This window comes from Actinokineospora sp. PR83 (assembly GCF_021056305.1).
GTDB lineage: Bacteria > Actinomycetota > Actinomycetes > Mycobacteriales > Pseudonocardiaceae > Actinokineospora > Actinokineospora spheciospongiae.
In genome coordinates this window covers 106,380-128,145 of record NZ_JAJCXD010000078.1, presented here as the reverse complement: position 1 = coordinate 128,145, position 21,766 = coordinate 106,380, and the positions used below count along the sequence as shown (strand labels likewise).

The 21,766-nt window shown below is 73.4% G+C and carries 20 protein-coding genes; 11 read left to right on the top strand and 9 right to left on the bottom strand.

Annotated features, from left to right (window positions below; all coding sequences use genetic code 11):
- Positions 1-22 precede the first annotated feature (22 nt).
- The 4 genes from L6E12_RS25675 to L6E12_RS25660 all read right to left on the bottom strand — a co-directional run bounded on the left by L6E12_RS25675 (position 23) and on the right by L6E12_RS25660 (position 5,649).
- On the bottom strand, positions 23-799 hold the full coding sequence (locus tag L6E12_RS25675) for a hypothetical protein (RefSeq protein WP_236230480.1): 777 nt from the start codon (positions 797-799) through the stop codon (positions 23-25).
- On the bottom strand, positions 796-1,935 hold the full coding sequence (locus L6E12_RS25670) for a hypothetical protein (RefSeq protein ID WP_236230479.1): 1,140 nt from the start codon (positions 1,933-1,935) through the stop codon (positions 796-798). Before L6E12_RS25670 ends, L6E12_RS25675 begins: the two co-directional genes overlap by 4 nt.
- Positions 1,932-4,166 (bottom strand): hypothetical protein, encoded by a 2,235-nt coding sequence (locus L6E12_RS25665; RefSeq protein ID WP_236230478.1) that lies wholly within the window; start codon positions 4,164-4,166, stop codon positions 1,932-1,934. The genes L6E12_RS25670 and L6E12_RS25665 overlap by 4 nt, the downstream gene beginning before the upstream one ends.
- Before the next feature lie 208 nt (positions 4,167-4,374).
- Positions 4,375-5,649, bottom strand: a complete 1,275-nt coding sequence (locus tag L6E12_RS25660; protein ID WP_236230477.1) for a tol-pal system YbgF family protein — start codon at positions 5,647-5,649, stop codon at positions 4,375-4,377.
- Positions 5,650-6,151: 502 nt separating this feature from the next.
- Between L6E12_RS25660 and L6E12_RS25655 the strand changes: the two genes are divergently transcribed.
- The 7 genes from L6E12_RS25655 to L6E12_RS25625 all read left to right on the top strand — a co-directional run bounded on the left by L6E12_RS25655 (position 6,152) and on the right by L6E12_RS25625 (position 13,762).
- Positions 6,152-6,661, top strand: a complete 510-nt coding sequence (locus L6E12_RS25655; RefSeq protein ID WP_236230476.1) for a hypothetical protein — start codon at positions 6,152-6,154, stop codon at positions 6,659-6,661.
- An 87-nt stretch (positions 6,662-6,748) separates the two neighbouring features.
- Positions 6,749-8,086, top strand: a complete 1,338-nt coding sequence (locus L6E12_RS25650) for a salicylate synthase (RefSeq protein WP_236230475.1) — start codon at positions 6,749-6,751, stop codon at positions 8,084-8,086.
- Positions 8,083-8,805 (top strand): nitroreductase family protein, encoded by a 723-nt coding sequence (locus L6E12_RS25645; protein WP_236230474.1) that lies wholly within the window; start codon positions 8,083-8,085, stop codon positions 8,803-8,805. The genes L6E12_RS25650 and L6E12_RS25645 overlap by 4 nt, the downstream gene beginning before the upstream one ends.
- Before the next feature lie 46 nt (positions 8,806-8,851).
- Positions 8,852-10,492, top strand: coding sequence for a benzoate-CoA ligase family protein (locus L6E12_RS25640; RefSeq protein WP_236230473.1), 1,641 nt, complete (start codon positions 8,852-8,854; stop codon positions 10,490-10,492).
- Positions 10,489-11,844: a hypothetical protein gene (locus L6E12_RS25635; protein WP_236230472.1), complete on the top strand. Its 1,356-nt coding sequence runs from the start codon at positions 10,489-10,491 to the stop codon at positions 11,842-11,844. Before L6E12_RS25640 ends, L6E12_RS25635 begins: the two co-directional genes overlap by 4 nt.
- Complete coding sequence (locus L6E12_RS25630) at positions 11,841-12,671, top strand: SDR family NAD(P)-dependent oxidoreductase (protein ID WP_236230471.1); 831 nt, start codon at positions 11,841-11,843, stop codon at positions 12,669-12,671. Before L6E12_RS25635 ends, L6E12_RS25630 begins: the two co-directional genes overlap by 4 nt.
- Positions 12,668-13,762, top strand: coding sequence for an NAD(P)-dependent alcohol dehydrogenase (locus tag L6E12_RS25625; protein WP_236230470.1), 1,095 nt, complete (start codon positions 12,668-12,670; stop codon positions 13,760-13,762). Before L6E12_RS25630 ends, L6E12_RS25625 begins: the two co-directional genes overlap by 4 nt.
- 17 nt (positions 13,763-13,779) lie before the next feature.
- Here L6E12_RS25625 and L6E12_RS25620 read toward each other — a convergent pair whose 3' ends face one another.
- Positions 13,780-14,625 (bottom strand): ergot alkaloid biosynthesis protein, encoded by an 846-nt coding sequence (locus tag L6E12_RS25620; RefSeq protein ID WP_236230469.1) that lies wholly within the window; start codon positions 14,623-14,625, stop codon positions 13,780-13,782.
- Positions 14,622-15,074, bottom strand: a complete 453-nt coding sequence (locus L6E12_RS25615) for a nuclear transport factor 2 family protein (protein WP_236230468.1) — start codon at positions 15,072-15,074, stop codon at positions 14,622-14,624. Before L6E12_RS25615 ends, L6E12_RS25620 begins: the two co-directional genes overlap by 4 nt.
- Before the next feature lie 97 nt (positions 15,075-15,171).
- On the opposite strand from L6E12_RS25615, the gene L6E12_RS25610 reads away from it, so the two are divergent.
- Entirely contained in the window at positions 15,172-15,771 is a 600-nt protein-coding gene (locus L6E12_RS25610) for a TetR/AcrR family transcriptional regulator (RefSeq protein ID WP_236230467.1), read from the top strand.
- Between the two features lie 16 nt (positions 15,772-15,787).
- Here the strand turns inward: L6E12_RS25610 and L6E12_RS25605 are convergent, their stop codons facing one another.
- A complete protein-coding gene (locus tag L6E12_RS25605) occupies positions 15,788-17,599 on the bottom strand; it encodes a glycoside hydrolase family 9 protein (protein WP_236230466.1) in 1,812 nt (603 codons plus the stop codon).
- A 215-nt stretch (positions 17,600-17,814) separates the two neighbouring features.
- Between L6E12_RS25605 and L6E12_RS25600 the strand changes: the two genes are divergently transcribed.
- Positions 17,815-18,909, top strand: a complete 1,095-nt coding sequence (locus tag L6E12_RS25600; protein ID WP_236230465.1) for a phytase — start codon at positions 17,815-17,817, stop codon at positions 18,907-18,909.
- A gap of 53 nt (positions 18,910-18,962) precedes the next feature.
- Here the strand turns inward: L6E12_RS25600 and L6E12_RS25595 are convergent, their stop codons facing one another.
- Entirely contained in the window at positions 18,963-20,159 is a 1,197-nt protein-coding gene (locus L6E12_RS25595) for a hypothetical protein (protein ID WP_236230464.1), read from the bottom strand.
- Between the two features lie 190 nt (positions 20,160-20,349).
- Between L6E12_RS25595 and L6E12_RS25590 the strand changes: the two genes are divergently transcribed.
- Entirely contained in the window at positions 20,350-20,703 is a 354-nt protein-coding gene (locus L6E12_RS25590) for a DUF3253 domain-containing protein (protein WP_236230463.1), read from the top strand.
- Positions 20,696-20,995, top strand: a complete 300-nt coding sequence (locus tag L6E12_RS25585; protein WP_236230462.1) for a hypothetical protein — start codon at positions 20,696-20,698, stop codon at positions 20,993-20,995. The genes L6E12_RS25590 and L6E12_RS25585 overlap by 8 nt, the downstream gene beginning before the upstream one ends.
- Positions 20,996-21,091: 96 nt before the next feature.
- Here L6E12_RS25585 and L6E12_RS25580 read toward each other — a convergent pair whose 3' ends face one another.
- The gene (locus L6E12_RS25580) at positions 21,092-21,724 is read right to left on the bottom strand and encodes a TetR/AcrR family transcriptional regulator (protein WP_236230461.1); all 633 of its coding nucleotides are present in this window, start codon (positions 21,722-21,724) and stop codon (positions 21,092-21,094) included.
- Between the last annotated feature and the right edge of the window lie 42 nt (positions 21,725-21,766).

The following is a 21,766-nucleotide window of genomic DNA, read 5'->3' as shown; positions in this document are numbered from 1 at the left end:
ACCTCCAGGCGGAGGTGGGAGATCAGAGCAGCAACAGGGCCAAGAGCACGACCAAGGCCAGTCCCGCGCCGAGCAGGAGCCGGATCGGGAACGGGGTGGGCGCCGGGGACCGCGGGGTCCCCGGCGCTTTTCCCAGCGGCCGCACCCCCACCACGGTCGCGGAGTTGCTGAGGAGCAGGACGGCGGTGTCCGCGCCCAGGGCCTGCCTGGCCCGTTCCGCCCCGGCCTCGCTGACGAGCCTGTTGGTGGCGATCGCGTAACCGCGGGCCTCGCCGGTGAGCAGGTCGCCGAGCCGGGCGAGGAAGGCGTCGGTCGAGGAGGGGTCGTCGGCGGACACCACCCAGGACGCCGGTTGCCCGGCGCCCGGCACCTGCGCCTCCGGGGAGCCGACGGCGTCGAGGACCGCGTCCGCCGCCGGGCCCAGGGGGCGGTCGACGACGCCGCGCCACTCGTCGACCAGGGCCTCGGTGATGACCTCGTCGAGGCGGGCGCCCAGGGCGGCGCGGGCGGTGTCGTCCAGGGCCGCGCGCGCCAGGGCGAGCACCGCGCCGGGCCGGTCGTCGCCCGCCAGGACCAGGGTCACCCGGATGGTGCGGCCCACGGTGTCGCGGCGGGCGGAGGGGATCCCGCTGACCAGTGCCCGGAACCCGGACCCGTCCCGCAGGGCCAGCACCGCGGGCTGGTCGAGGTCGGTGAACCTGGCGGGTTCCACCCACCACTCCTCGCCGGGGGTGCCGAGGTAGCCGTAGTCCCTGGTCCGGCCCCGGGTGATGACGGCGGTGACCTCCGCCCTGCTCACCAGACCTCCACCCGGGCGTCGCGGTCGCGGGTGGCCAGGCTCTCCACCGCCGCGGCCAACTGCTCGTGGCGGGCCTCGATCTCGACGAGTTCGGCGGTGCCCGACTCGATCTCGCGGGTCACCCGGACCGCCTCGCCGCTGAGGTGGTAGGCGAGGGTCCCGATGAGGCCCTTGCGCTGGGCGCGGCGGGAGGTCAGCTCGGCGACCGCCGTGGTGGTGGCGGCCTGGGCCGCGGCCTCCTGCTCGCGCCGGGCGGAGATGATCGCCTGGCACAGCTCCTGCACGACCGTGGCGGCGGCCCGGATCGACGGCCGCGGCGGGTCGCCGCGGAAGCGGTAGGTGGCCCGCAGGGTCAGGATGCCGTCGGCGGCGGGCTCCCAGAACGCCTCCGACAGCTCGACGCAGCCGTAGGTGTCGATCGGCGAGTAGACGACCCGGATGGCGCGCTTGGTCGCCTCGTCGCGGACCGCGGCCAGGACGTCGGCGTAGACGGTGCGGACCTCCTTGGCCAGCTCGACGCCGGAGTAGCCGGTGCGGCGGCCGTTGTCGGAGAAGTACTTCTCGCACTTGAGCGGGGCGAGCACCAGGACCGCGGGTTCGTCGGGGGCCTGGTTGCGCAGCCGCGCCCACTGCTTCACGACCTGGTGCACCTCGGTCAGCCCCAGCCGGGCGACCCTGGCCGCGCGCTCCTTGCCGGTGGTGGTCTCCATCAGCACCGCGGCGTCGATGGGGACCACCAGCATGATGCTCTGCCTGATGTGGCCCTCGCACCGCGGCCAGTCGGTCTTGGCCTGCGGTGAGCCCGCCCGCTCCAGCGGGTCCAGCCAGCCACCGGGGAAGTCGAGGACGGAGAACGGGACCGACAGCTCGGCCCTGTCGATCGACCGCAGCTGCAGGGTGTACTCGGTGGTGGTCTGGGTGCTGCCCAGCGAGTGCGGCTCGAACTCCTGGGCCGCGAGCGCCATGGCGAGCTGCTTGCGGTGGGTGGCCAGCTTGTTCTCGGTCTCCTCGTCCGCGGCGACCTCGACCGGCGTGCCGCGCAGCAGCGACTGGGTCTGGTCGAGGATCGCCGAGACCAGGGTGGTCTTGCCGACCGCGCTCGGGCCGACCATGGACACCTTGAACGGGTCGGTCACGCCGCCACCCCCTGCTCCTCGGCGAGGACGGCCCGCAGCTCGGCCAGCAGCCCGCGCAGCCGCTGCAACCCGATGCCGACCGCCAGGTCCGCGTTGCCGTCGGCGGGCCACATCTGCTCCCGGAAGGCGTCCACGACCCGCACCATCTCCTTCTCCGCCGCCTTGCCGCGGATGAGGCCGTCCTCGAACTGCTCGGCGAAGGCGAGCAGCACGTTGGCCGCGCGCTCGGGGATGGTCGCCATGACCCGCCCGGTGTCGTGCACGCCCTGCTTGGCGAGCTGGGTGACCCGCTTGTAGAGCAGCTCGGCGCCCTGGGCGTCGTGGCTGACCCCGAGCAGCGACGCCATCTGCACGCCCTCCTCCCCCGGCGGCTCCGGGTAGAGCAGTTGCAGTGCGTCGCGCACGTCCGGCAGCACCAGGGTCCGGAAGTCCATGCGCACGTCGAGCACGAACTCGAAGGCGTCCACCATCGCCGGGCACGGCTCCGGGATCTCCCGCAGCGCCCCGACCAGGCGGTTCAGCGCCGCCTGCGGGTCCCGCTCGGCACCGCAGAGCACCCCGAGCCTGCCCAGCGCCTCGACCAGCCCCGACCAGAACTCCGCGCGCCGGGCCAGCAGCACGTCGTCCACCGCGGCGAGCCTGCGGGCCAGCTCCACCCGCACGCTGTTGAGCGCCGCGGCGGCGAACGGGCGCGACGCCTTCTTGCGCCGGAAGTCCTGCAGCGCCATCTCCTGCCAGTGCTCGGCGCCCTCGCCGAACCCGGTGTCGATCCAGGCGCGGATGTCGGCCCGCACCTCCGCGGCCCGGTCGTGGAAGCCGTCGCCGACGTCCTCGCGGGTGAGCTGCCGCTCCAGGTCCCCGATCCAGGCCTGCAACGACTGCGCCAGCTCGGCCAGCACCGACTGCGCCAGCGCGTGCAGCGCCTCGCTGGAGGTGGGGGTGACGACCTTGCGCAGCGCGTCGAGCGCCTCCCCGACCCGTGCGGCGATGGCCTGCTGGTTGCGCGCGCACTGCGCCAGGGCGTCGCCGATCACCGCGGCGTCCATCCGCGGCAGCGCGTCGGCGAGGTGGTCGAGCACGGTGTCCAGCACCTCGACCCGGACCGCGTCCGGGTCGGCCACATCGGCCTCCAGCACCCGGAAGTAGGCGTCGTCGGTGCGGTTGTTGACCCGCTCGGTCAGGTCCGCGCGCAGCGCGGCCACGTTCTCCTGGTCGCACTGCCCGGTGTTGACCAGGATCATGGCGAAGTCGCGCATCGCCGCCGCGCCCCGAGCCTTGTTGGCCAGGTCCATCGCCGCCGCGTCCGAGGTCGTCCACAGCGCGTTGGTGCTGGTCGGCCACTTGACCATGAGCACGAGGTCGACGTCGTTGTGCAGCCCGACGATGTGCCGCTCCTCGGCCCGCGGGGTCAGCTCGCCCAGCCCGGGCAGGTCGATCAACCCGACGTCGGTGGTGTCGGTGCGCGGGAACGCGCAGTGCACCACGGCCTCGCGCACCGCCAGGTACCTGCGGTCGGGGTCCGCGGACTCCTCGGCCGGGTACGCCACCCACTGCCGCAGCTCGTCCAGCGGCACGTCGAGCACGGCGCCGGTCAGGTGGCGGCGCCAGGTGTGCGCGCTGTCCCGGATCTCCCGCAACCGCGCCAGCAGCGGCCCGTTGTGCGGGTCGGCGGCCAACTGCGCGGCCAGGGTGGAATCGGCGAGCACGTCGGAGCCCCGGGTGAACTCGGCGAGGTCGGTCGGCACGGTGACCACGCCGAACTCGGCGTAGTAGGGGTAGAGCACCTCGTCGAGGAAGGACTGCTCGGTGTGGGTGGTGACCCTGGCGCCCTCGTGGTCGGTCGAGTGGAAGATCCGGCTGCGCACGGCGGTCACCGGCCTGCCCTTGCCGGTGGGCACCTGCTCGTCACCGAGTCCGGACAGCGACCGCAGCAGGGTGCTCTTGCCGTTGCGCGCCTGACCGCTGACCCCGATGTTGATCGTCCGCCTGCGCACCCTGGCCCGCACCCGCCCCAGCGCGGCCGCCGAGTCCAGGGCCAGCCCGGCCAGCTCGACCAGGTCGGTGTCCAGCAGCCCGGCCCTGGCGAGCAGGTCCCCGCCCAACCCGGGCGCCTGCAGCAGGCCGAGCACCTCCCCCACCCGGTTCCACCTGGCGATCTCGCCGTCGACGAGGGGGAGCTGGGCCTGCCGCCGCTCCAGCACACCGTCGAGCTTCTGGCTCGTGACCGACACCCCACACCCCTCCCGGCTCCGGCACGGGCAGCGGGGCAACCGCCCACCACCCGCCCCGAACACTACGCAAGGCCGGTGGACAGCCACATCCCTGAGCCGAGGATCGGCGCCCACCGGCCGGGCGTGGGTGGTTCTCCGCCGCAGCGCGCCCGCCCCGTCGACGCCACCCCGGCCTGCGCGGGGCCGGAGACGGGCGGAAGGGCCCCGATCACCCGTCCAGTTGGTTCGCCTGCTTCACCACGCGTTGCACCGAGGCGTTCTCGGCATGCGATTCCAGCAGTCGTCGGAATCCCTGGAAGGCGAAGTCGACGCGGACAGACCGCACGTAGGGGTACTCGTCGAGGAACCCCTGCCAGGTTTCGCAGGCCGGTTCGAGTCGGCCCCGCCGCAGGTGCAGTTCGGCGAGTTGGTGGGTGGTCAGAACGCGGGAACGGCGTTGGGTCCTCGGGAACTGCCGGAGTGATTCCCGCCACGCGCGCTCGGCCCCGTGGTGATCACCGAGCAGGGCCAGCACCTGACCGGTGCGGTGCGCGAGTTCCGCCCGGCAGGCGGCGGAGCCGGTGTCGTCCACGTGCTTTTCGGCTTCGGTCAGCCGGACCAGTGCCGTGGTCCGGTCGGAAAGAGTCGCGTGCGCGACCGCGGCCTGCCCGAGCAGGGCCACCCGCGTGCCGGGTGGCGTCGAGGGGTCGGCGCGGGTCACGGCCGCGTCCGCCAGCAGGACCATCTGCCGGTGGTGGCCAAGGAACCTGGCCTGTGAACTCATGCTGCCCAGGACGGCCGCCTGACCGGCCGGGTCGCCCGCCTCGCCTGCCAGGTGCAGCGCGATGCGGTAGTAGCGCTGGGCCAGGTGGTGGTACAGGCTGTCGAAGCACATGAATCCGAGCAGGCGGACGAGTCCGGCCGTTGCGCTGAGGGAGACGGACGCGGGGGGCTCGGTCCTGCTCAACTGCAAGCGTGGCGTGATGTCGGTGGCCAGGTAGGCGACGAGCGCGAGACGGGCGTGGCCACCCCCGAACTCCTCCCCCGCCGCGGCGAAGGCGGAGGCCATCGCCTCGATCGCGGTCCAGGCGCCGCGTTCGACCGGGCCGGGTTCGGCCAGGGGGACCGCGCGGGCGGTCGGCCGGTCGGGGACCACCGCCCAGTCGGTCCGGAACGGCTGTTCGCGCAGCAGGGTCCTGCGCACCGGGTCCAGGTCGGCCAGGACGAGCTGGCGCAGGCCCTGGACACCGGGAGCCTCCTCCAGCAGCGCCGCGCCCGCCACCGGCGCATCGGCCATCCCGGTCTCCGCCACCGCGATGTGACGGCCGAGGCGGCGGGACATCGCCTCGGCCAGGAGCGTGGGGACCGGCGGGCGCGGGCGACTCCCGGACAACCAGTGCGACACCGCCGTCCGGTCGTAGTGGAATGTCAGGCCCGCTTCCGCCGCGACGCGGTTGACCGCGACCGCGAAGTTGTGACTCGTCCAACGCGCCTCTTTGAGCAACGCACGAAGCGCGTCATTGTGTCTACGGCTTTGTGGCGGCATGTCTCTCCGAACAAATAGGCGGCATCCGTCAGTCTTGGCCGAGGGCAGACCCAATTCCTTCGTTGTTCGCCGATTAGCTCTTCGCACAGCCAATCACCACGCCGTCGACCTGACAACCGGCAACAGGGTGACATGGCCTCACTTAGGCACTCTGACTTGCGCAGCCGCACGTGCAGGCGCGTTCTCCGTAAAAGACCAGGCAATGAGCGGTACGTGAACACGTTCAACATCGACAGGTTGTGGAGTCGCGCTTCGCCTGCTGTGATGAAGAAGGCACCCGGCTACGCCCGACCAGGCCCGAGAAGGGCACACATCGGAACGCACACCCACGAGGAACGGGTTGTCGCGCACGCGCCGATCTCCGCTGTTGCCCTGTGGTGGGCGGTCGCCAAAATCGACGACCAGCCCCGCCGGACCATCCACGGGTGCACCGATGACGAATTCCACGAAAGGACAACCGATGAGGAAATCACGTTTCAGCGTGGTGGCGGCGGCGGTGGCGGCCCTCGGGTCGCTCGCGGTTCCGCAGGCGAGCGCGCAGGCCGCCGCAGCACCAGCCAACGTGACCTGTGCCTCGGGAAGCGCGGTGCTCGACTTCACGCCCGGAATGGGTGCGACGACCGCGCCCATCTTGGCCACCGGCAAGGGCACGGTGTCCGGCTGCTCCGGCATCGTCGGTCGAACGGTGCTCAACGGGGTCGACGGCATCCTCACCTACTACGCCTCGGGCGTCGCCTCGTGCTCCTGGGGCAAGGGGTCCGGGTACTTCGCCCTCCAGCTCAACACGACCCCGACCCAGGTCCTGCGGGGTGAGTTCGTCCTCTCCACCCGGGGGCTGACCGCCATCTTCACCGGCGAGGCGAACTCGGTCGGCATCGCCCAGGCGACCAACCCGACAGAGGACTGCGTCACCGTCCCGGTCACCAAGGTGCGGTCCCTCTTCGAGCCGATCTACATCGTCACCTCCTGACGCACCCCCGGGCGCCCCTGCCCGCTGCGCGGGCACGGGCGCCCGGGGTGGTCGTGGCCTGCCCGGTGGAACCAGGACGGAGAAGGCATGGACCCCACACCCACACCCAGGACCTTCGCCTCCGCCCGGGTGGCGGGCCGGTTCACCCCGGGAATCCTGGGCGCCCGCCTGACCGGGGCGGGGCTGTTCGATTCGGCTGTGCTCCTCGAACGCGACGGCGAGTGCAGGGTGGGCCTCGGCGCGGTGGTGCGCGTGACCGTGGACCGCGAGGAGATCCACTGCTGGAGCGACGGCGGTGGTGTGCGGAGCCGACCGAGGCCGCCGCAGGCACTGGACGGCGTGCGCGAGGCGTTGGCGGATTCCCCCGTGCGGGACTGGTCCGCCTACGGGTGGGTCGGGTTCGACCACTCCGGTGTCCCGGCGGGCCGGGGAAACCCGCCGTCCGGTGACCCGTCCGTCCACATCGTCGTCCCGCACACCGAGGTGATCATCCACTCCGAACAGCTTGTGGTGCGCAGCGCCGATCACACGACCCTCACCCGGGTCGTCGACTTCCTGGGCAGTCCCCTCCCGTGCAGGCTCTACACACCGCGACCGGTCGACGTTGACCGCGATCGCGGCGCCTACGAGGAAATGGTGCGCCGCGGCATCGGCGAGATCCGAGCGGGCCGAGCGCACAAGGTGGTCCTCTCCCGCAGCGTCCCGGTCGACTTCGTCCCCGACCTGGTGGGCACGTACGTCCAGGGGCGGGCGGCCAACCCGCTGGCGCACTCCTTCCTCGTCGACCTCGGCGGTCGGCAAGCGGTCGGGTTCTCCCCGGAGAGGTTGCTGAAGGTCACCGCGGGGGGCCGGGTCAGCACCGAGCCCCTGGCCGGGACCCGCGCCCACGGCTTGGGACAGGACCGCGACGAGCAGTTGCGGGCCACCCTCCTCGCCGACCCCAAGGAGATCTACGAACACGCCATCTCGGTTCGCGCCGCCCGCGACGAGCTCACCGGTGTCTGCGCGCCGCACTCGGTCGCGGTCCACGACTTCCTCTCCGTCAGGGAACGCGGAACGGTGCAGCACCTGGGTTCGTCGGTGGTCGGCAGGCTCGACCCCGACCGCACCGCCTGGCAGGCGCTGGACGCGGTGCTCCCCGCGGTCACCGCCACCGGCATCGAGAAGGCCGATGCCCGTTCGCGCATCGCGGAGCTGGAGGACGGCCCACGCGGTCTCTACGGCGGGGCCGTCCTGGTCGCCGACCACACCGGCGTGGTGGACGCGGTGCTGGTGCTGCGGACCGTCTTCCACGAGCACGGTCGCACCTGGATCCGCGGTGGAGCGGGGATCGTCGCCGATTCCGTACCTGCCCGCGAGTACGAGGAGACCTGCGAGAAACTCCGCAGCGTCGCCGCCCACGTGGTGCCGCTGGAGTCGCCGTGAGCGGCCCCGGCACCCCACCCGGTGGCCAGGCGCTCCCCGAGTCCGCCGTCGACGCCCTGGCCCACTGCATGCGGACCCTGCGTTCGGTCCGCCGCTTCCTCGCCGCCGACGTCGACCAGCGCAGCGTCGAGTTCGTGCTGGAACTGGCGACCCGGGCCGGATCGGCGAAGAACAGGCAGCCCTGGCGGTTCGTGGTGGTGCGCGACGCGCGCGTCCTGGCCGAGCTGACCGGCTGGTACCGGCGCTCCTGGCAGAAGATGGCGGACTTGGCCGCCTCCCGCCCCGAGCTGTACCCGGCCGGGGGCCGCAGGCAGGCCCAGTTGCGGGAGAGCGAGTTCCTCGCCCGGTCCTTCGGCTCGGTCCCGGTGGTGGTCGTGGCGTGTTTCATCCCGTCGCCGTCCAACCCCGCCGACTTCTACGGTGGGGCGTCCGTCTACCCCGCCGTGCAGAACCTCCTGCTGGCCGCTCGGGCGATCGGGCTCGGCGGCACCCTGACCACCCTGCAGGCGGTGGACGAGCTGCCCGAGGCCGCCTGCCTGGAGGGGGGCGGGGGTGTCGTCGCCGAGCTGCGGGAACTGCTGGGCATCCCCGCTGAGGTCGTGCCCGCCGCAGTCGTCCCGCTCGGTTGGCCCGCCGAACCCCTCACCGCGAACCGGAGGACCCCGGTTCGGGAGGTCAGCAGCGTCGACCGGTGGGACAGCCGGTGGTCGACCGGCTGACCGCACCCGTTCACCCTCCCGGAACGACCCCGTGCTGGAGGCTGTCATGAGCCCGTTGATGAACGCGTCGGTGCACCTGGTGGACCGCCAGGTCGCGGCCGGGCTCGGCGAGCGCACCGCCGTCGTGGACCCCGGTGGCCACGTGGACTACCGCACCCTCGGTCGCCGCGTGGAATCGGCCACGAGCCGGTGGCGGGCCGCCGGTCTGCGCCCGGAGGAGCGCGTGGTGCTCCACGCCCCCGACTCGGCGGACCTGCTGGTGGCCCTGTTGTCGGTCATGCGCTGCGGCGCGATCGCCGTCCCGGTCCCCACCCACTACGGCGCGGCGGAGTTGGCCGCCGTGCTGCGCGACTGCCGGGCGCGCGCTCTTGTCGTCGGCGTCGAGCAGGGCGAACGGTTGCGGGAGCTCTCGGAACGGGCCCGGGACTTCCCGGACCTGCACGTGGTGGTGCCCCTGGGCGGACCCGGTTCCGACCCCCCGGGCCGGTTGACGTCGTTGCCCTGGGCGGAGTTCTCGCAGCAGGCGGGTTCCGCGGGTGATCCCGCCGACGCGCACCCCGATCGCACCACCGCGGACTCACCGGCGCTGTGGTTGTACACCTCGGGCACCACCGGCACCCCCAAGGCCGCGATGCACCGGCACGGCAGCATCCGGTTCGTGGCCGAGTCCTACGGGCGCCAGGTCCTCGGCCTCGACGCGGCGGACCGGTGCTTGTCCGTGGCCAAGCTGTCCTTCGCCTACGGCCTGGGGAACTCCTGCTTCCTGCCGCTGTCCGCGGGCGCCACGACACTCCTCGAACCCGCCAAGCCCACCGCGGACGTGGTGTTCCGCCGCCTGACCGCCGACCGGCCCACGGTGTTCTTCGGCGTTCCCACCTCCTACGCCGCGCTGCTGCGCGCATCGGGAGCACCGGAGGGGGCGTTCTCCTCGGTCCGGTTGGCCGTTTCCGCCGGGGAGGCGTTCCCCGCGGAGCTGCACCGCAGGGTGCGCGACCGGTTCGGTGTCGACGTGGTCGACGGTCTGGGCAGCACGGAGACGCTGCACGTCTTCCTGTCCAACAGACCGGGGCGGACCCGGCCGGGCAGCGTGGGCACCGCTGTGCCCGGCTACCGGTTGGAAGTGCTCGCCGAGGACGGTTCCCCCGCGCCCGCGGGCCTGCCCGGGACGTTGCACGTCCGCGCCCCGTCCACGGCCACCGGCTACTGGGGGCGGGTGGAAGCGGGGTGGGAGGTCTTCCGCGGCGCGTGGGTGAACACCGGTGACCTGGTCACCCGCGACGCGGACGGCCGGTACACCCACCTCGGCCGCAACGCCGAGGTCATCAAGAGCGGTGGTCTGTGGATCTCCCCCGCCGAGGTCGAGTCACGGTTGCTGCACCACCCGGGGGTCGACCAGGCGGCGGTCGTGGCGGTGCCCGACGCCGACGGCCTGGACAAGCCGGTGGCCTGCGTGGTGGTGGCCGCGGACCCGGGTCCCGGCGAGGACGAGCTGCGCGAGTTCTGCCGCGCGGAACTCGCCGCGTTCAAGTGCCCACGCCGAGTCCTGGTCGTCAGCGCTCTGCCCACCACGGGCAACGGAAAACTCCAGCGAGAGGTGGTGCGCTCCATGGTGATCGACCTGCTCGGTGCCGAGATCCCGTCGCCTCCGGGCGATCCCGGCCCCCCGTCCTCGGGAGGTCGGTCATGACCCCGGCGAGCACCGGACCCGCCACGCGCGCGCCCGGCCCACTCGACCTGATGTTCCACCAGGCAGCGGTGACCCCCTCACACCCGGCCGCCTCGGCGAACGTGGGCGCGGTGCTGCACGTGGCGGGAACCGCGCCCGACATCGCGGCGCTGCGCGCCCACGTCGCGGAGCGGCTCCCCGGCGTCCCCGCCCTGACCCACTTCCTCACCGGGCACCCCGGCGCGGTCCGGTGGACCACCGGACGAGCCGAGCCGGACACCCAGGTCATCGACCACCCGCTCCCGGAGGGCGCGGAGCACCTCGAAGCCGCGGTGCACCACCTGAGGTTCACGCGATTGCCCGCGGACGCGCCGCCCTGGCGCCTGTGGCTCCTGCGCGGCCACGCCCCCGACCACTACGCGCTGTTCTACCTGGCGCAGCACGACGTGCAGGACGCGGGTGCCATCGTGGGGGTCCTGGAAGCCCTGTTCGGCCCGGAACCACTCCCGTCGTCGTCGGCCACGACGCCCGCGCTCGCCGCGCAGGCGCCCGCGTCCGCCGCCGAGGTCGTCGACGCCCTCGACCAGGTGTGGCACAGCACGCGCGGGCACGGCACCTGGGGGTGGCCGAAGCACCCGCTGTCCGGGGAGCGCACCGTGCGCTGGACGGCGGTGCCCACCGACCTGCTCAGGGCGATCGGCCGGGCGTTCGGCGCCAGCACGAACGACGTGCACCTCACCGCGTTGGGCGCGGCGGTGGCCCGCTGGGCCGATCGGCACTGGCCGCTCGCCGACGGCGTGCCGCTGCCGATCATGGTGCCGTTGAACCTGCGCGGCCCCCAGGACCTCCACCTGCCGGGGAACCGGTTCTTCCTCGGTCGCGTCACGGTTCCCGGGGGGTCGTCGACCACCCCGCTGCGGCGCCTCGCCCACACGGTCCGGGCCACCGCGCCCTTGAAGCCCCCCGGGAACCGGGTCGCCCTGCGGTGGGTGCTGGACTCGCTGCCCAGACCGGCCCTGGACCTGCTGACCGGCATCGGTGCGGCACCGGACCGGCAGAGCGTCGTGGGGTCGATCTTCGCGCTGCGGCAGCCGCTGCGGGTGGGCCGCGACCCGGTGCACCGGGTCGACCCGCTCATCTGCTGCCCGGACGGGTTCCCGATGACCGTGGCGCTGTTCCAGTACGGGGGCGTCGCCTCGGTCTGCTTCCAGGTCGACCGCGCCCTGCCGGACGGCGACGCGATCCCCGACCTGTGGCGCGCGGCCCTCGCGGAGCTGGCGACCGCCCTCGGCGTACCGCAGCCGGACGACCCCACCGGCGATGACGGCACCCCCACCGCGCCCGGCGACGCGGATGGGCGGGCACGACCGTGAACGGGTCGGTCGACCCGCGGCTCGCGGAGCTGCCCGGCCGGACGGTGATCGTCACCGGCAGCACCGGGGGCTTCGGCAGGGCGATCAGCCGGGCGCTGGCCGAGGCGGGCGCGCGGCTCGTCCTCACCGGGCGCGACCCCGACGCGCTCGACCGGGCGGCCCGCGACCTCGACGCGACCCCCGGCGCGGTCCTGACCGTCGCGGGCGACCTCGGCGACCCCACCACGATGGACCGCGTCGCGGCGGCGGCCGTGCGCCGCTTCGGCCAGGTGGACGCGCTGGTGAACAACGCCGCGGTCCTCGGCCCGCTCGGACCGACGTGGACAGTCGACGAGCGGTCGTGGTGGCACACCATGGAGATCAACCTGCGGGGCGTCGCGCACGGCTGCCGGGCCGTGTTGCCGCACATGACCGAGCGCGGCTGCGGCCGGATCGTCAACGTCGTCAGCAGCGCCGGGCGCACCCGCTGGCCGCTGGCCAGCGCCTACTCGGTCTCCAAGGCCGCGGTCATCACCCTGACCGAGAACCTGGCCGTGGAACTGCGCAGGCACGCGGTCGCGGTGTTCGCCTACCACCCCGGCCTCCTCGACGTCGGCATGGCCGGGGCCCCGCACGAGTTCGTCCAGCGCCACGGCCGGGAGGCGGACGCGATCGCCACCTGGCTGCGCGACCAGGTCCACCGCGGCGGGGGCACCCCGCTGCGGACCGCGGTGGCCAACCTGGCCCTGCTGCTCACCGGCGCGGCGGACCCGCTGTCGGGTCGCTACCTCACCGCCCAGGACGACCTCGTTGACCTCATCGACTCCAGGGAGGCCGATCCACGATGAAGATCGAAGCCGCGGTCACCGAGCACCCCTCCGCGCCGTTCACCCTCGACGGGCTCGACCTGGACGCTCCCCGGGCGGATGAGGTCCTGGTGCGGTTGGTGGGAACCGGTGTCTGCCACACCGACCTGGTGGCGCGCGACCAGGGGCTGCCGGTGCCCCTGCCCGCCGTCCTCGGGCACGAGGGAGCGGGGGTGGTCGAGGCCGTCGGTGACGGCGTCCACCACGTGGCACCGGGTGACCACGTCGTGCTCACCTACGACCACTGCGGCACCTGTCGCCACTGCGCCGCGGGCCGCCCCGCGCTGTGCGCGCACTTCCACGCCCGCAACTTCTCCGGCGTCCGCCCCGACGGGTCGACCCCGCTGCACCGGGGGACCACCGAGGTCCGCGGCCGGTTCTTCGGCCAGTCCTCGTTCGCCACGCACGCCATCGCCACCAGCGGCAACACCGTTCCGGTGCCCACCGACCTGCCGCTGCCCCTGTTGGGGCCGCTCGCCTGCGGAATCCAGACCGGCGCGGGCAGCGTGCTCAACTCGCTGCGCTGCGAGGCGGGCAGCAGCATCGCGATCTTCGGCACCGGGTCGGTGGCCTGCGCGGCCGTGCTGGCCGCGGTCCTCAGCGGGTGCACCACCATCATCACGGTGGGCCGCAACCCGGCCGGACTCCGGTTCACGGCCGAACTCGGGGCCACCCACACCCTGCTCACCGGGGACGGGGCCGTCGCGGACATCCGAGACCTCACCGGCGGCGGGGCGGAGTACAGCATCGACACCACAGCGACGCCCGCACTCCTGCGCCACGCGGTCGAGTGCCTGGACCAGGGCGGGATCTGCGGTCACCTGGGGGCGACCGCACCCGGGACCGACGTCCACCTGGACATGGCCTCACTGCTGTTCGGCCGGGAGGTCCGCGGCATCGTGGAGGGGGACAGCCTGCCCGCGCGGTTCATCCCAGTGCTCGTGGAGCTCTACCGGCAGGGGCGGTTCCCCTTCGACAAGCTCATCGCCACCTACCCGCTGAGCGACATCAACCGGGCCGTCGCCGAGGCGGGCAGGCGCGACCGGCCCAAGGCCGTGGTCCTCCCCGGCTGAGGCACTGACCTCGGGTGTCAAGCGGTGAAGGCGTCCCGGTTGGCGGCAACGAAGTCGCGGAATGATCGGGCGGGGTGGCCGGTGAGGTCTCGCACCGTTGAGGTGACGCGGTCCTCTGCGCCGTGGCGGATGGCGGTGTCGAGGTCGGCCAGGATGGTGGCGAACTGCGGTGACATGCCGGTGTCGGTGAACCGGGTGGCCATCTCGGTGGCGCTGACGGCTCGGTGTTCGACCGCGCGGCCGGTGGTCTCGGTGATGATCGCGGCGGTGTCGGCGTAGCTGAGGGCTTCCGGGCCGGTGATCAGGTGGTCGGTGTTGTGCGGCACGGGGTCCAGCAGGGCTCGTGCGGCCACCGCGGCGATGTCGGCGGCGTCGACGAACCCGACTCGGCCGGACCCGGTCGCGGTGACGATTTCCCCGTGTTCCCGGATGCCCGCCGCGACGGGGTGGGAGCCGAGGAAGTTCTGCATGAACCAGGACGGCCGCAGCACAGCCCACTCCGGCACCGCCGCGCGGACCAGCGGGGGCAGGGCTCCCGGCCCGGAGTCGGCGTCCGGCACCGCGGAGGAGCTGAGGAGCACCACCCGCCGCACCCCCGCCCGTGCCGCTTCGGCGAGGAAGCCCTCGACCAGCGGTGCGGGCTCGGCGACCCCGACCGGCGGGAGGAGGTAGACCCGCTCCGCTCCGGCCACCGCGGGACCGTGCGTGGCCCGCTCGCTCCAATCGAACCGGACCTGCCCGGGGTCGTCGGGTTTCCTGGTGCCGATGCGCACTGCGGCTGACTGTTCGCGCAGCAGGGCGACGACCCGGCTGCCGGTGGTGCCGGTGCCGCCGATGACCAGCACTGTCGACGGTGTGCTCATGCCTTCGACGCCTCACCGGCGAAAGCCTTGAGTTCGCCGAGGCCGCCCAGGATCTCCGTGGCCGCCAGGGGGCTCCAGTAGTCGCGGTAGGAGGTGATCTCACCGTTGCGCGCGGTGAGCACCGCGACGTAGCGGATCCGGTAGGGCTTGCCGGTCGCCACTGCCACTCCCGCGGCCTCGAACTCGGCGATCACGACATCCGGGTCGCTCGTGCGGTGGACCACCTGCTCGGTGATCTCCCGAACGTCCAGCAGGTCCGGGTAACCGCGCAGGTAGGCCGCGATGGCCGCGCGGCCTTCCAGGCGGGCCGGGTAGTCCGCCGCGGCGAAGGGGAACACCATGACGCCGTCGACGGCCCACAACGCGGCGTAGCCCGCCATGTCCTTGGCCAGCAGCAACCGCACCGACTCGGTGAAGAGGTCGCTCGCCGTGCGTACCGGTGTGGTCATGGTGCAACTCCCCGTTCCAGAAGCGGACGAGACGGTACCGTCCCGACGTCAATCTTAGACGGGACGGTACCGTCCCGTCCAGGGATAGACTCCGGGGATGACCGAGCAGCGCACCCGACGCGCCCCGACGGGCGCAGCCCTCCTCCAGCCGCACATCACCTCGGCCATCACCGACGCCGTGCTCCACGAGTTGGCCGCGCGGGGCTACGGCAGGCTGTCCATGGAGGCGGTGGCCAGGCGCGCGGAGGTGTCCAAGAGCGCGCTGTACCGCCGCTGGCCGTCCAAGCAGGACATGGTGATCGCGGTGCTGTCGGAGTTCAGCGTGGCGCAGGCCGAGGTGTCCGACACGGGCTCGCTGCGCGGGGACCTGCTGGCGACCCTGCGCGCGGTCCGGGACTGGGTGACCCACCCCCTCTTCGCCACGATCCTGCCCGACCTGGTCGCCGAGGCCGCCCGCAACCCGACGCTGGCCGCGGCGATCGCGGCCACGATCGGCGAGCCCCGCCGCGCCCTCGGCGCGGTCCCGCTCCGCCGCGCGATCGACCGCGGCGAGCTGCCCGCCGACCTGGACCTCGAACTCGCGCTCGACCTGGTGGCCGCCCCCGTCTACTGGCGGCTGACCGTCCGGCGGGCCCCGGCCCCGCCCGACCACCTCGAACGCCTCGCCGACCACCTCGTGCGCGCCCTGCGCGGGTGAGCGCGGGTCATCGGGGTCAGCGGCTCGTCAGGGCGAACGCCAGCAACGCCGTCGCGGTGAAGTCGTCGGCGGGTTCGACGCTCTGCCAGGCGCCGACGTCGTCGACGAAGCGGGCGCCGTGGCCGTCGAAGCGGGTGGAGTCCTCCGACGCGCAGGGGCGCATGGTCGGGAACCGGTTGAGCTCGGTGAAGCGGTCCGCCCGGTTCGGCCCGTTGACCGCCGCGCCGGTCAGCTCCCGCCCGGTGAGGTTCGCGATCTGGTGCTCCGGGCAGCGCGGGTAGGCGCTGCCCGCGCCGATGACAAACGACGACCCCCACGGGTTGGCGCCGAGTGCCCAGTTCCGCTGCTGGGTGCCGAACGCGGCGTAGGTGTCCTCCCCGGTGGTCAGCCGGTGCAGCAGTGCCGTCGCGGCGAGGCCGAAGGCGTGCGGCACGGCGTCGAACTCGAGGTAGTCGGCGCCCGCGCGGAAGGGGTCGCCCGCGGCCCGCGCGCTGCCGTCGTCGAGTTGGCGGGCGAGGTCGCCGGTGAGCCGGTCCCTGGTGACCTCGTCGGCCGCGGCACCGGTGTCGAGGAGTTCGACCAGGTCGGCGTGGGCGAGGGCGCTGACGTCGCCGACACCGAGGGTGCCGAGGGCGTCGGAGGCCAGGTAGTCCGCGGCCCAGTGCCCGGCGTCGCGCGTCCAGCCGCCGGTGCGCGGGTCGCCGAGCGCCCGGCCCGCCCTGGCCAGTTCCGCGGCGGCGAATTCGAGGTCGTCCTGCCAGGACGCTTCGGGGTAGAACGCGTGCGGGTACGCGGTGACCAGCGCGTCCGGCTCGCGGTCGGCCAGGTCGTAGGCCTTCGCCGCCTTGTCGAGCGCGCGGAGCGCCGCGTCGCCGGTGGTGGTCTGGGCCGCCAGCGCGAAGGCGGCGGCGACCTTCCCGGCCAGGTTGGGGCTGATCGGCTGACCGGGGTCGGCGGCGCGGAACACCGGCCTGCGGGCCAGAGCGGGATCGGCACCGGGTGCCTCGTCGGCTTCGGGCAGCCGCCAGACGTCGTGGTCGGTGCGCACGCCCTCGTTGCCCGCGCCGATCCCGACCTGGGCGTGGAGGGTGCCGGTCGAGTCGTCCCACACCTTGTCCAACCACGCCAGGCCGTGCCGGGCCTCGGCCGCCAGTTCGGGTCCGCCTGCGGGGGTGTCCCGCTGGGCCAGCAGGAGCAGGGCCGTGCTGTAGGCGGTGGTGTGCGTGAACTTGAGGAAGTCGCCCGCGTCGAACCAGCCCCCGGAGACGTCGACCGGCCCACCGACGGGGGTGAGCCGGTCGTCGAGCAGTTCGCTCCCGGTCTCGTCGTAGCGGGGAACCTCGTACACGGTCGCGGCGGCGTCGTTGAGGTGCGCGGGTTTGCGGTCCACAATCGACGGGATGACATCCGCGCCGTCGCGCTGGGCCTGGAAGAAGTGGACGTTCGCGGCGACCTGGGGGCCGAACAGCTCGGCACCCGAGCCGACCGGGAAGACCGGCGACGGCTCCGCCCCGGTGGCGAGGACCCGGTAGCTGCCCGGGGTCCGCACGGCCGAGAAGTCCAGCGCCCGGACCTCGGGGAACCCGGTGTTCCACGATCCGGTCGACGGACCCGCGACACCGTTGAGGACGGTTCGCCCGGACTCGTCGACCACCTGGAAGGACGCGTCACCGGCCGACCCCATCAGGAAGGCCAGCTTGGCCTCGTCGGTGCGGTACCCGACCTGGTCGACGCGGACGAACCCGGTCGGCGACGGGGCGGGCGAGCCGCACGCCGCAGCGCAGGCGGCGAGCAGGGTGGCGGCGAGGCACAGCACGAGCCTGGACATGGCCCGAGTATGTCAACGCCTCGGCGGGGAGTTCGGGACCACGGGGGCAGGAACCGGCTCCGCCGGTGTGCCGCCGCCTACAGCGGGCAGCCGCGTCGGACCACCGTGCGGGTGGTGCTGCCCCGACGGGCCCGGCACCGGGTGGTCGGCTCGGGACGACCCACCGCGCACGTCGCGTTCATCCCGCGTACACCGGGACCTCGTACGTTCCGACCATGTCCCCACTCGCCCTCGCCGTGGTCCCGCTGCTGCTGACCGGGGTGCCCGCCGTGCCCCCCGTGCTCGCGCCGACCGCCGTGACGCAGACCTTCGCCGAACCCGCCGACGCCGACGACCCGGCGATCTGGGTCAACCCCGCGGGGGTGGAGCGCAGCGTCGTCCTCGGCACGCTGAAGGAGGGCGGGCTCGCCGCGTTCGACCTGCGGGGCCGCACGCTCGGCGTCGTCCCGGCACCGGCCGCGCCGACACCGGGGGCGAAGCCGGGGCGGTTCAACAACGTCGACGTGCTCGGGGACCTGGCGTTCGTCAGCGACCGCGGCCGGGACCGCATCCGGGCCTACCGGGTGTCGGCCGCGGGCGTGCGGGACGTGACCTCCCCCGGCACCCGCCCGGTGTTCTCCGCCTCCGAGGCCGAGGTCGACGAGCAGCACACCGCCTACGGCCTGGCCGCGGGCACCGTCGGGGGCCGCGACGTGGTCGTCACCAGCAGGCGCAGCGAGACCCGCATCGCGCTGCTGCACGTGGTCGAGGGCAGCACCGTCGACACGCGCGTGGCGGCGACCCTGGACCTGCCGAACCGGTTCACCCTCCCCGACGGGACGACGTGGTCCCCGTGCGGCGATCCCGGCGACGACCCGCAGGTGGAGGGCATGGTGATCGACTCCCGCGCCGGGGTGCTGTACGCCGCGCAGGAGGACGTCGGCATCTGGCGCATCCCGTTGCGCGCGAGCGGTTTCGGCGAGCCCGAACTGGTGGACAGGGTGCGCACGTTCGGCGCGCCGCAGGCCTACGACCCGCAGACCGAGGAGTGCGCCGCCGCCGGACCGGACCCCGGCTTCGGCGGGCGGTGGCTGGAAGCCGACGCCGAAGGGCTCACCATCACCGGCGACAAGCTCATCGCCTCGAGCCAGGGCGACTCGCGGTTCGTGCTGTACCAGCGGACGGGGCACTTCCACGCCCTGCGCGACTTCCGCGTCGAGGGCGTCGAGCACTCCGACGGCGCGGCGATCGTGACCGGGCGGCTGAACCTGCTGGTGGTCCACGACGGCGAACGCCCCGACGGCACCGGGTTCGCCTTCCTGCGCTGGTGACCGGAGCACCCGCCTGGTCCGCGGGTACCGGGGACCAGGCGGGCGGTGTCGGATCAGTTGGCGAAGTAGCCCACGGTGTCGATCACGACGTGGGTGGGCGCGGTGGTCCAGGAGGAGCGGAGGAACGGCCCGAAGATGAGCTGCGGGGGGTGGTTCCGGCGGTTCCAACCCGGCGTCATCAGGTTCGACGTGGTCTGCGCGGCGCTGAAGTCGATGCTGGTCCCGCTCGGCTGCGGGCTCCACTGGCTCTCGGCGACGAAGTGACCACCGGATTCCGGCTCGACGACCGTGATGGTGTTGACGGTGCCCGTCATCGCTCCCTCGCCCTCGGTGGGGATTTCCGGCGAGAAGGTGTTGACGACGCTGCTTCCGCCCGGGGGGATGGGACCGGAGGGGTCGACGCGGGAGTCGTGGGTCCGCACCGGCACCACCGGCCGGTATCCGGGAGTGGCCTGCGGCGTGAACGAGGCCGTCCGGTCGACGATGAGGTGGGTGTGGGCGGTGGTGAAGACCCTGACCGTGCCGTCCGCGCCGACCGGTGCGACGACGGTGTTGGACACCGTCTGGTTCGGCAGGTAGTTCAGGTTGGACGTGCCGGGACGCGCCGTGCCCCCGGCGTGGACGACCACGTACCCGGGTGCAAGGGGCTCGGTCACCTTGATGTTGAGCACGACCTGCTCACCGGGTTGTCCCACCCCCACGGACAGCGCCGTCCCACCCGGGATCCGCTGCCCGGTGTTGCGGGTGTCCACCAGGCGCGTCGGCCCGACCGGTCCGCCGTAGCCGAGGCCGGGTCCGGGCTTGAAGTACCCGACCACGTCGGCGATGACGGCGATACTGGCACCGCTGCCGTTGCCGAGCAGGATGTCACCGCTCGCCCCCACCTCCACGAAGGCCAGGCCGGGCACGCTGCGCCCGGGGGCGAAGTTGACGTTCGAGGTCCCCGGCCGTTCGGTCCCGTCCGCCCACGCCGTCAGGAAGCCCGCCCCGGTGGCGTCGGTGACGGTCAGGTTGACCGCCACCGCCACCACACCGGACGGCATCCCGTGGGCGCCGGAGATCCGGAGCCTGGTCGTCGCGTACGGCCCCACCGGCCCGGTGGCCCGGGTGTCCAGCACCCGCACCGGCCCGTGCGGGAAGTACATGTTCTTCTCCACCTGCTCGGCCGCCGCCGCTCCCGCGACCGGCACCACCAGGACACCGCTCAGCACCGCGACCGCGACGAACAGGCCGCGTAGACGTTTCCCCATCGTATTCCCCCTGACGCATTGCACGTGGCATGCGGACCCCGGCGCCACCATAGCCCCGGATCACCCTTTTCCCAGGCGCATTGGGCCATCCGGTGAATCCCCCCGACCACATGGCCTCGCCCGCTCCCGGTGGCCCGGTGCCGACGTCCCACACCGGGCGGGGCGGGCTGATCGGTGTGATCCTGGTGGCATGACCGATCGGCCCGCGCCGCAGCGGGAGTTGGAGCGCATCCGGGACGGTGGTGGCCCCGGTGCCGACCAGGCCCGGATCGCACTGACCGCTGAGGCTCACCCGGAACGGCTGCGGGCCGCCATCCTGGCTCTGACCTGCGCGCGGGGCGCGGACTCCAGCACCTGTCCGTCCGACGCGGCCAGGGCGGTGGCCGACGACTGGCGGCCCCTGCTGCCGCGGGCCCGGGAGGTGGCTCGGGAGTTGACCCGGGCCGGGCGGGTGCGGCTCACCCAGGGGGACCGGGTGCTCGACCCCGACGGCGAGTGGCGGGGGCCGATCAGGATCCGGCTGCCCGGGAGTGCGGGTGGCTGAGCCGGAGCGCACGCCGGACGGGCGCTTCATCGTGGTCGACGGGCGGCGGTGGCGGGCCACCGATCCCGAGATCCCGGAGGAGGCCGCGGCCCGGTTGCGCAGCCTGCTGATGCGGGCCCGCCGGGACGTCGGGGCCGCCCGCCGCGGGCAGGACGCCGAGGCGGAGCGGGATGCGCGGGCGCGGGTGCACACCGCCAAGGTCGCCCTGGGTGAGCGTGGGACACCGTGGTGGGAACAGGATTTCGCCGAGCGGCGGCGGCGCTGGGAGCACGGGCTGGACGTGCTGGACTGAGGTCGGGCCGGAATCATCCGGCTGGGCGGTTCAGCGGCTACCGGCTCCGCGTCGGGACATGACCGGGAAGCCCAGCTCGCAGGACCACCGGTGGCGTCACGGGCGTTCTCTTGTGCGCAGGCCCTCGAAGGCCACCGCGACGACCGTGGCGGCGAGGGCGGTGGGGCTGGTTCCGCCGCGCGGGCGGTACCACTCGGCGATGGAGTTGACCATGCCGAACAGGAGGCGGGTGGCGGTGGGTGGGTCGATGTCCGGCCGCAGGTCGCCCTCCTGGGCCGCCTGGGCCACCAGGGCGGCGACGAGGTGGTCGAACTCGCGCCTGCGGGCCAGTGCCGCCCGTTCCACCGGGGTGTTGCCCCGAACCCGCAGCAGCAGGGTCACGAACGGCAGCTGCTCGACCAGTACCCGGACGCTGCCCCGGACCAGTTGTTCGAGCCGGTCGATGGCCGGGCCCCGCACCGCTTCCAGCTTCTCCACCTCGGCGAACAGCCCGTCCAGGGCCCGGTCCACCGCCAGGCGCAGCAGTTCCTGCTTGCTGGGGACGTGGTGGTAGATCGCGGACTTGGTGATGCCCAGCCGCTGGGACAGGTGTTCCATGCTGGTGCCGTCGTAACCCCGTTCGGTGAACAGGGTGGCCGCGGCGGTCAGCAGGGATTCCAGGTCGTAGCCCGGCCTGCCCCGGCGCCTGCCTTCGACGTCGGGTCGGGGCGGGTGGGCTGCTCGGGACATGTCGGCAGTGTCGCACCCCGCGGGTGCGGCGCCCGGGTCAGG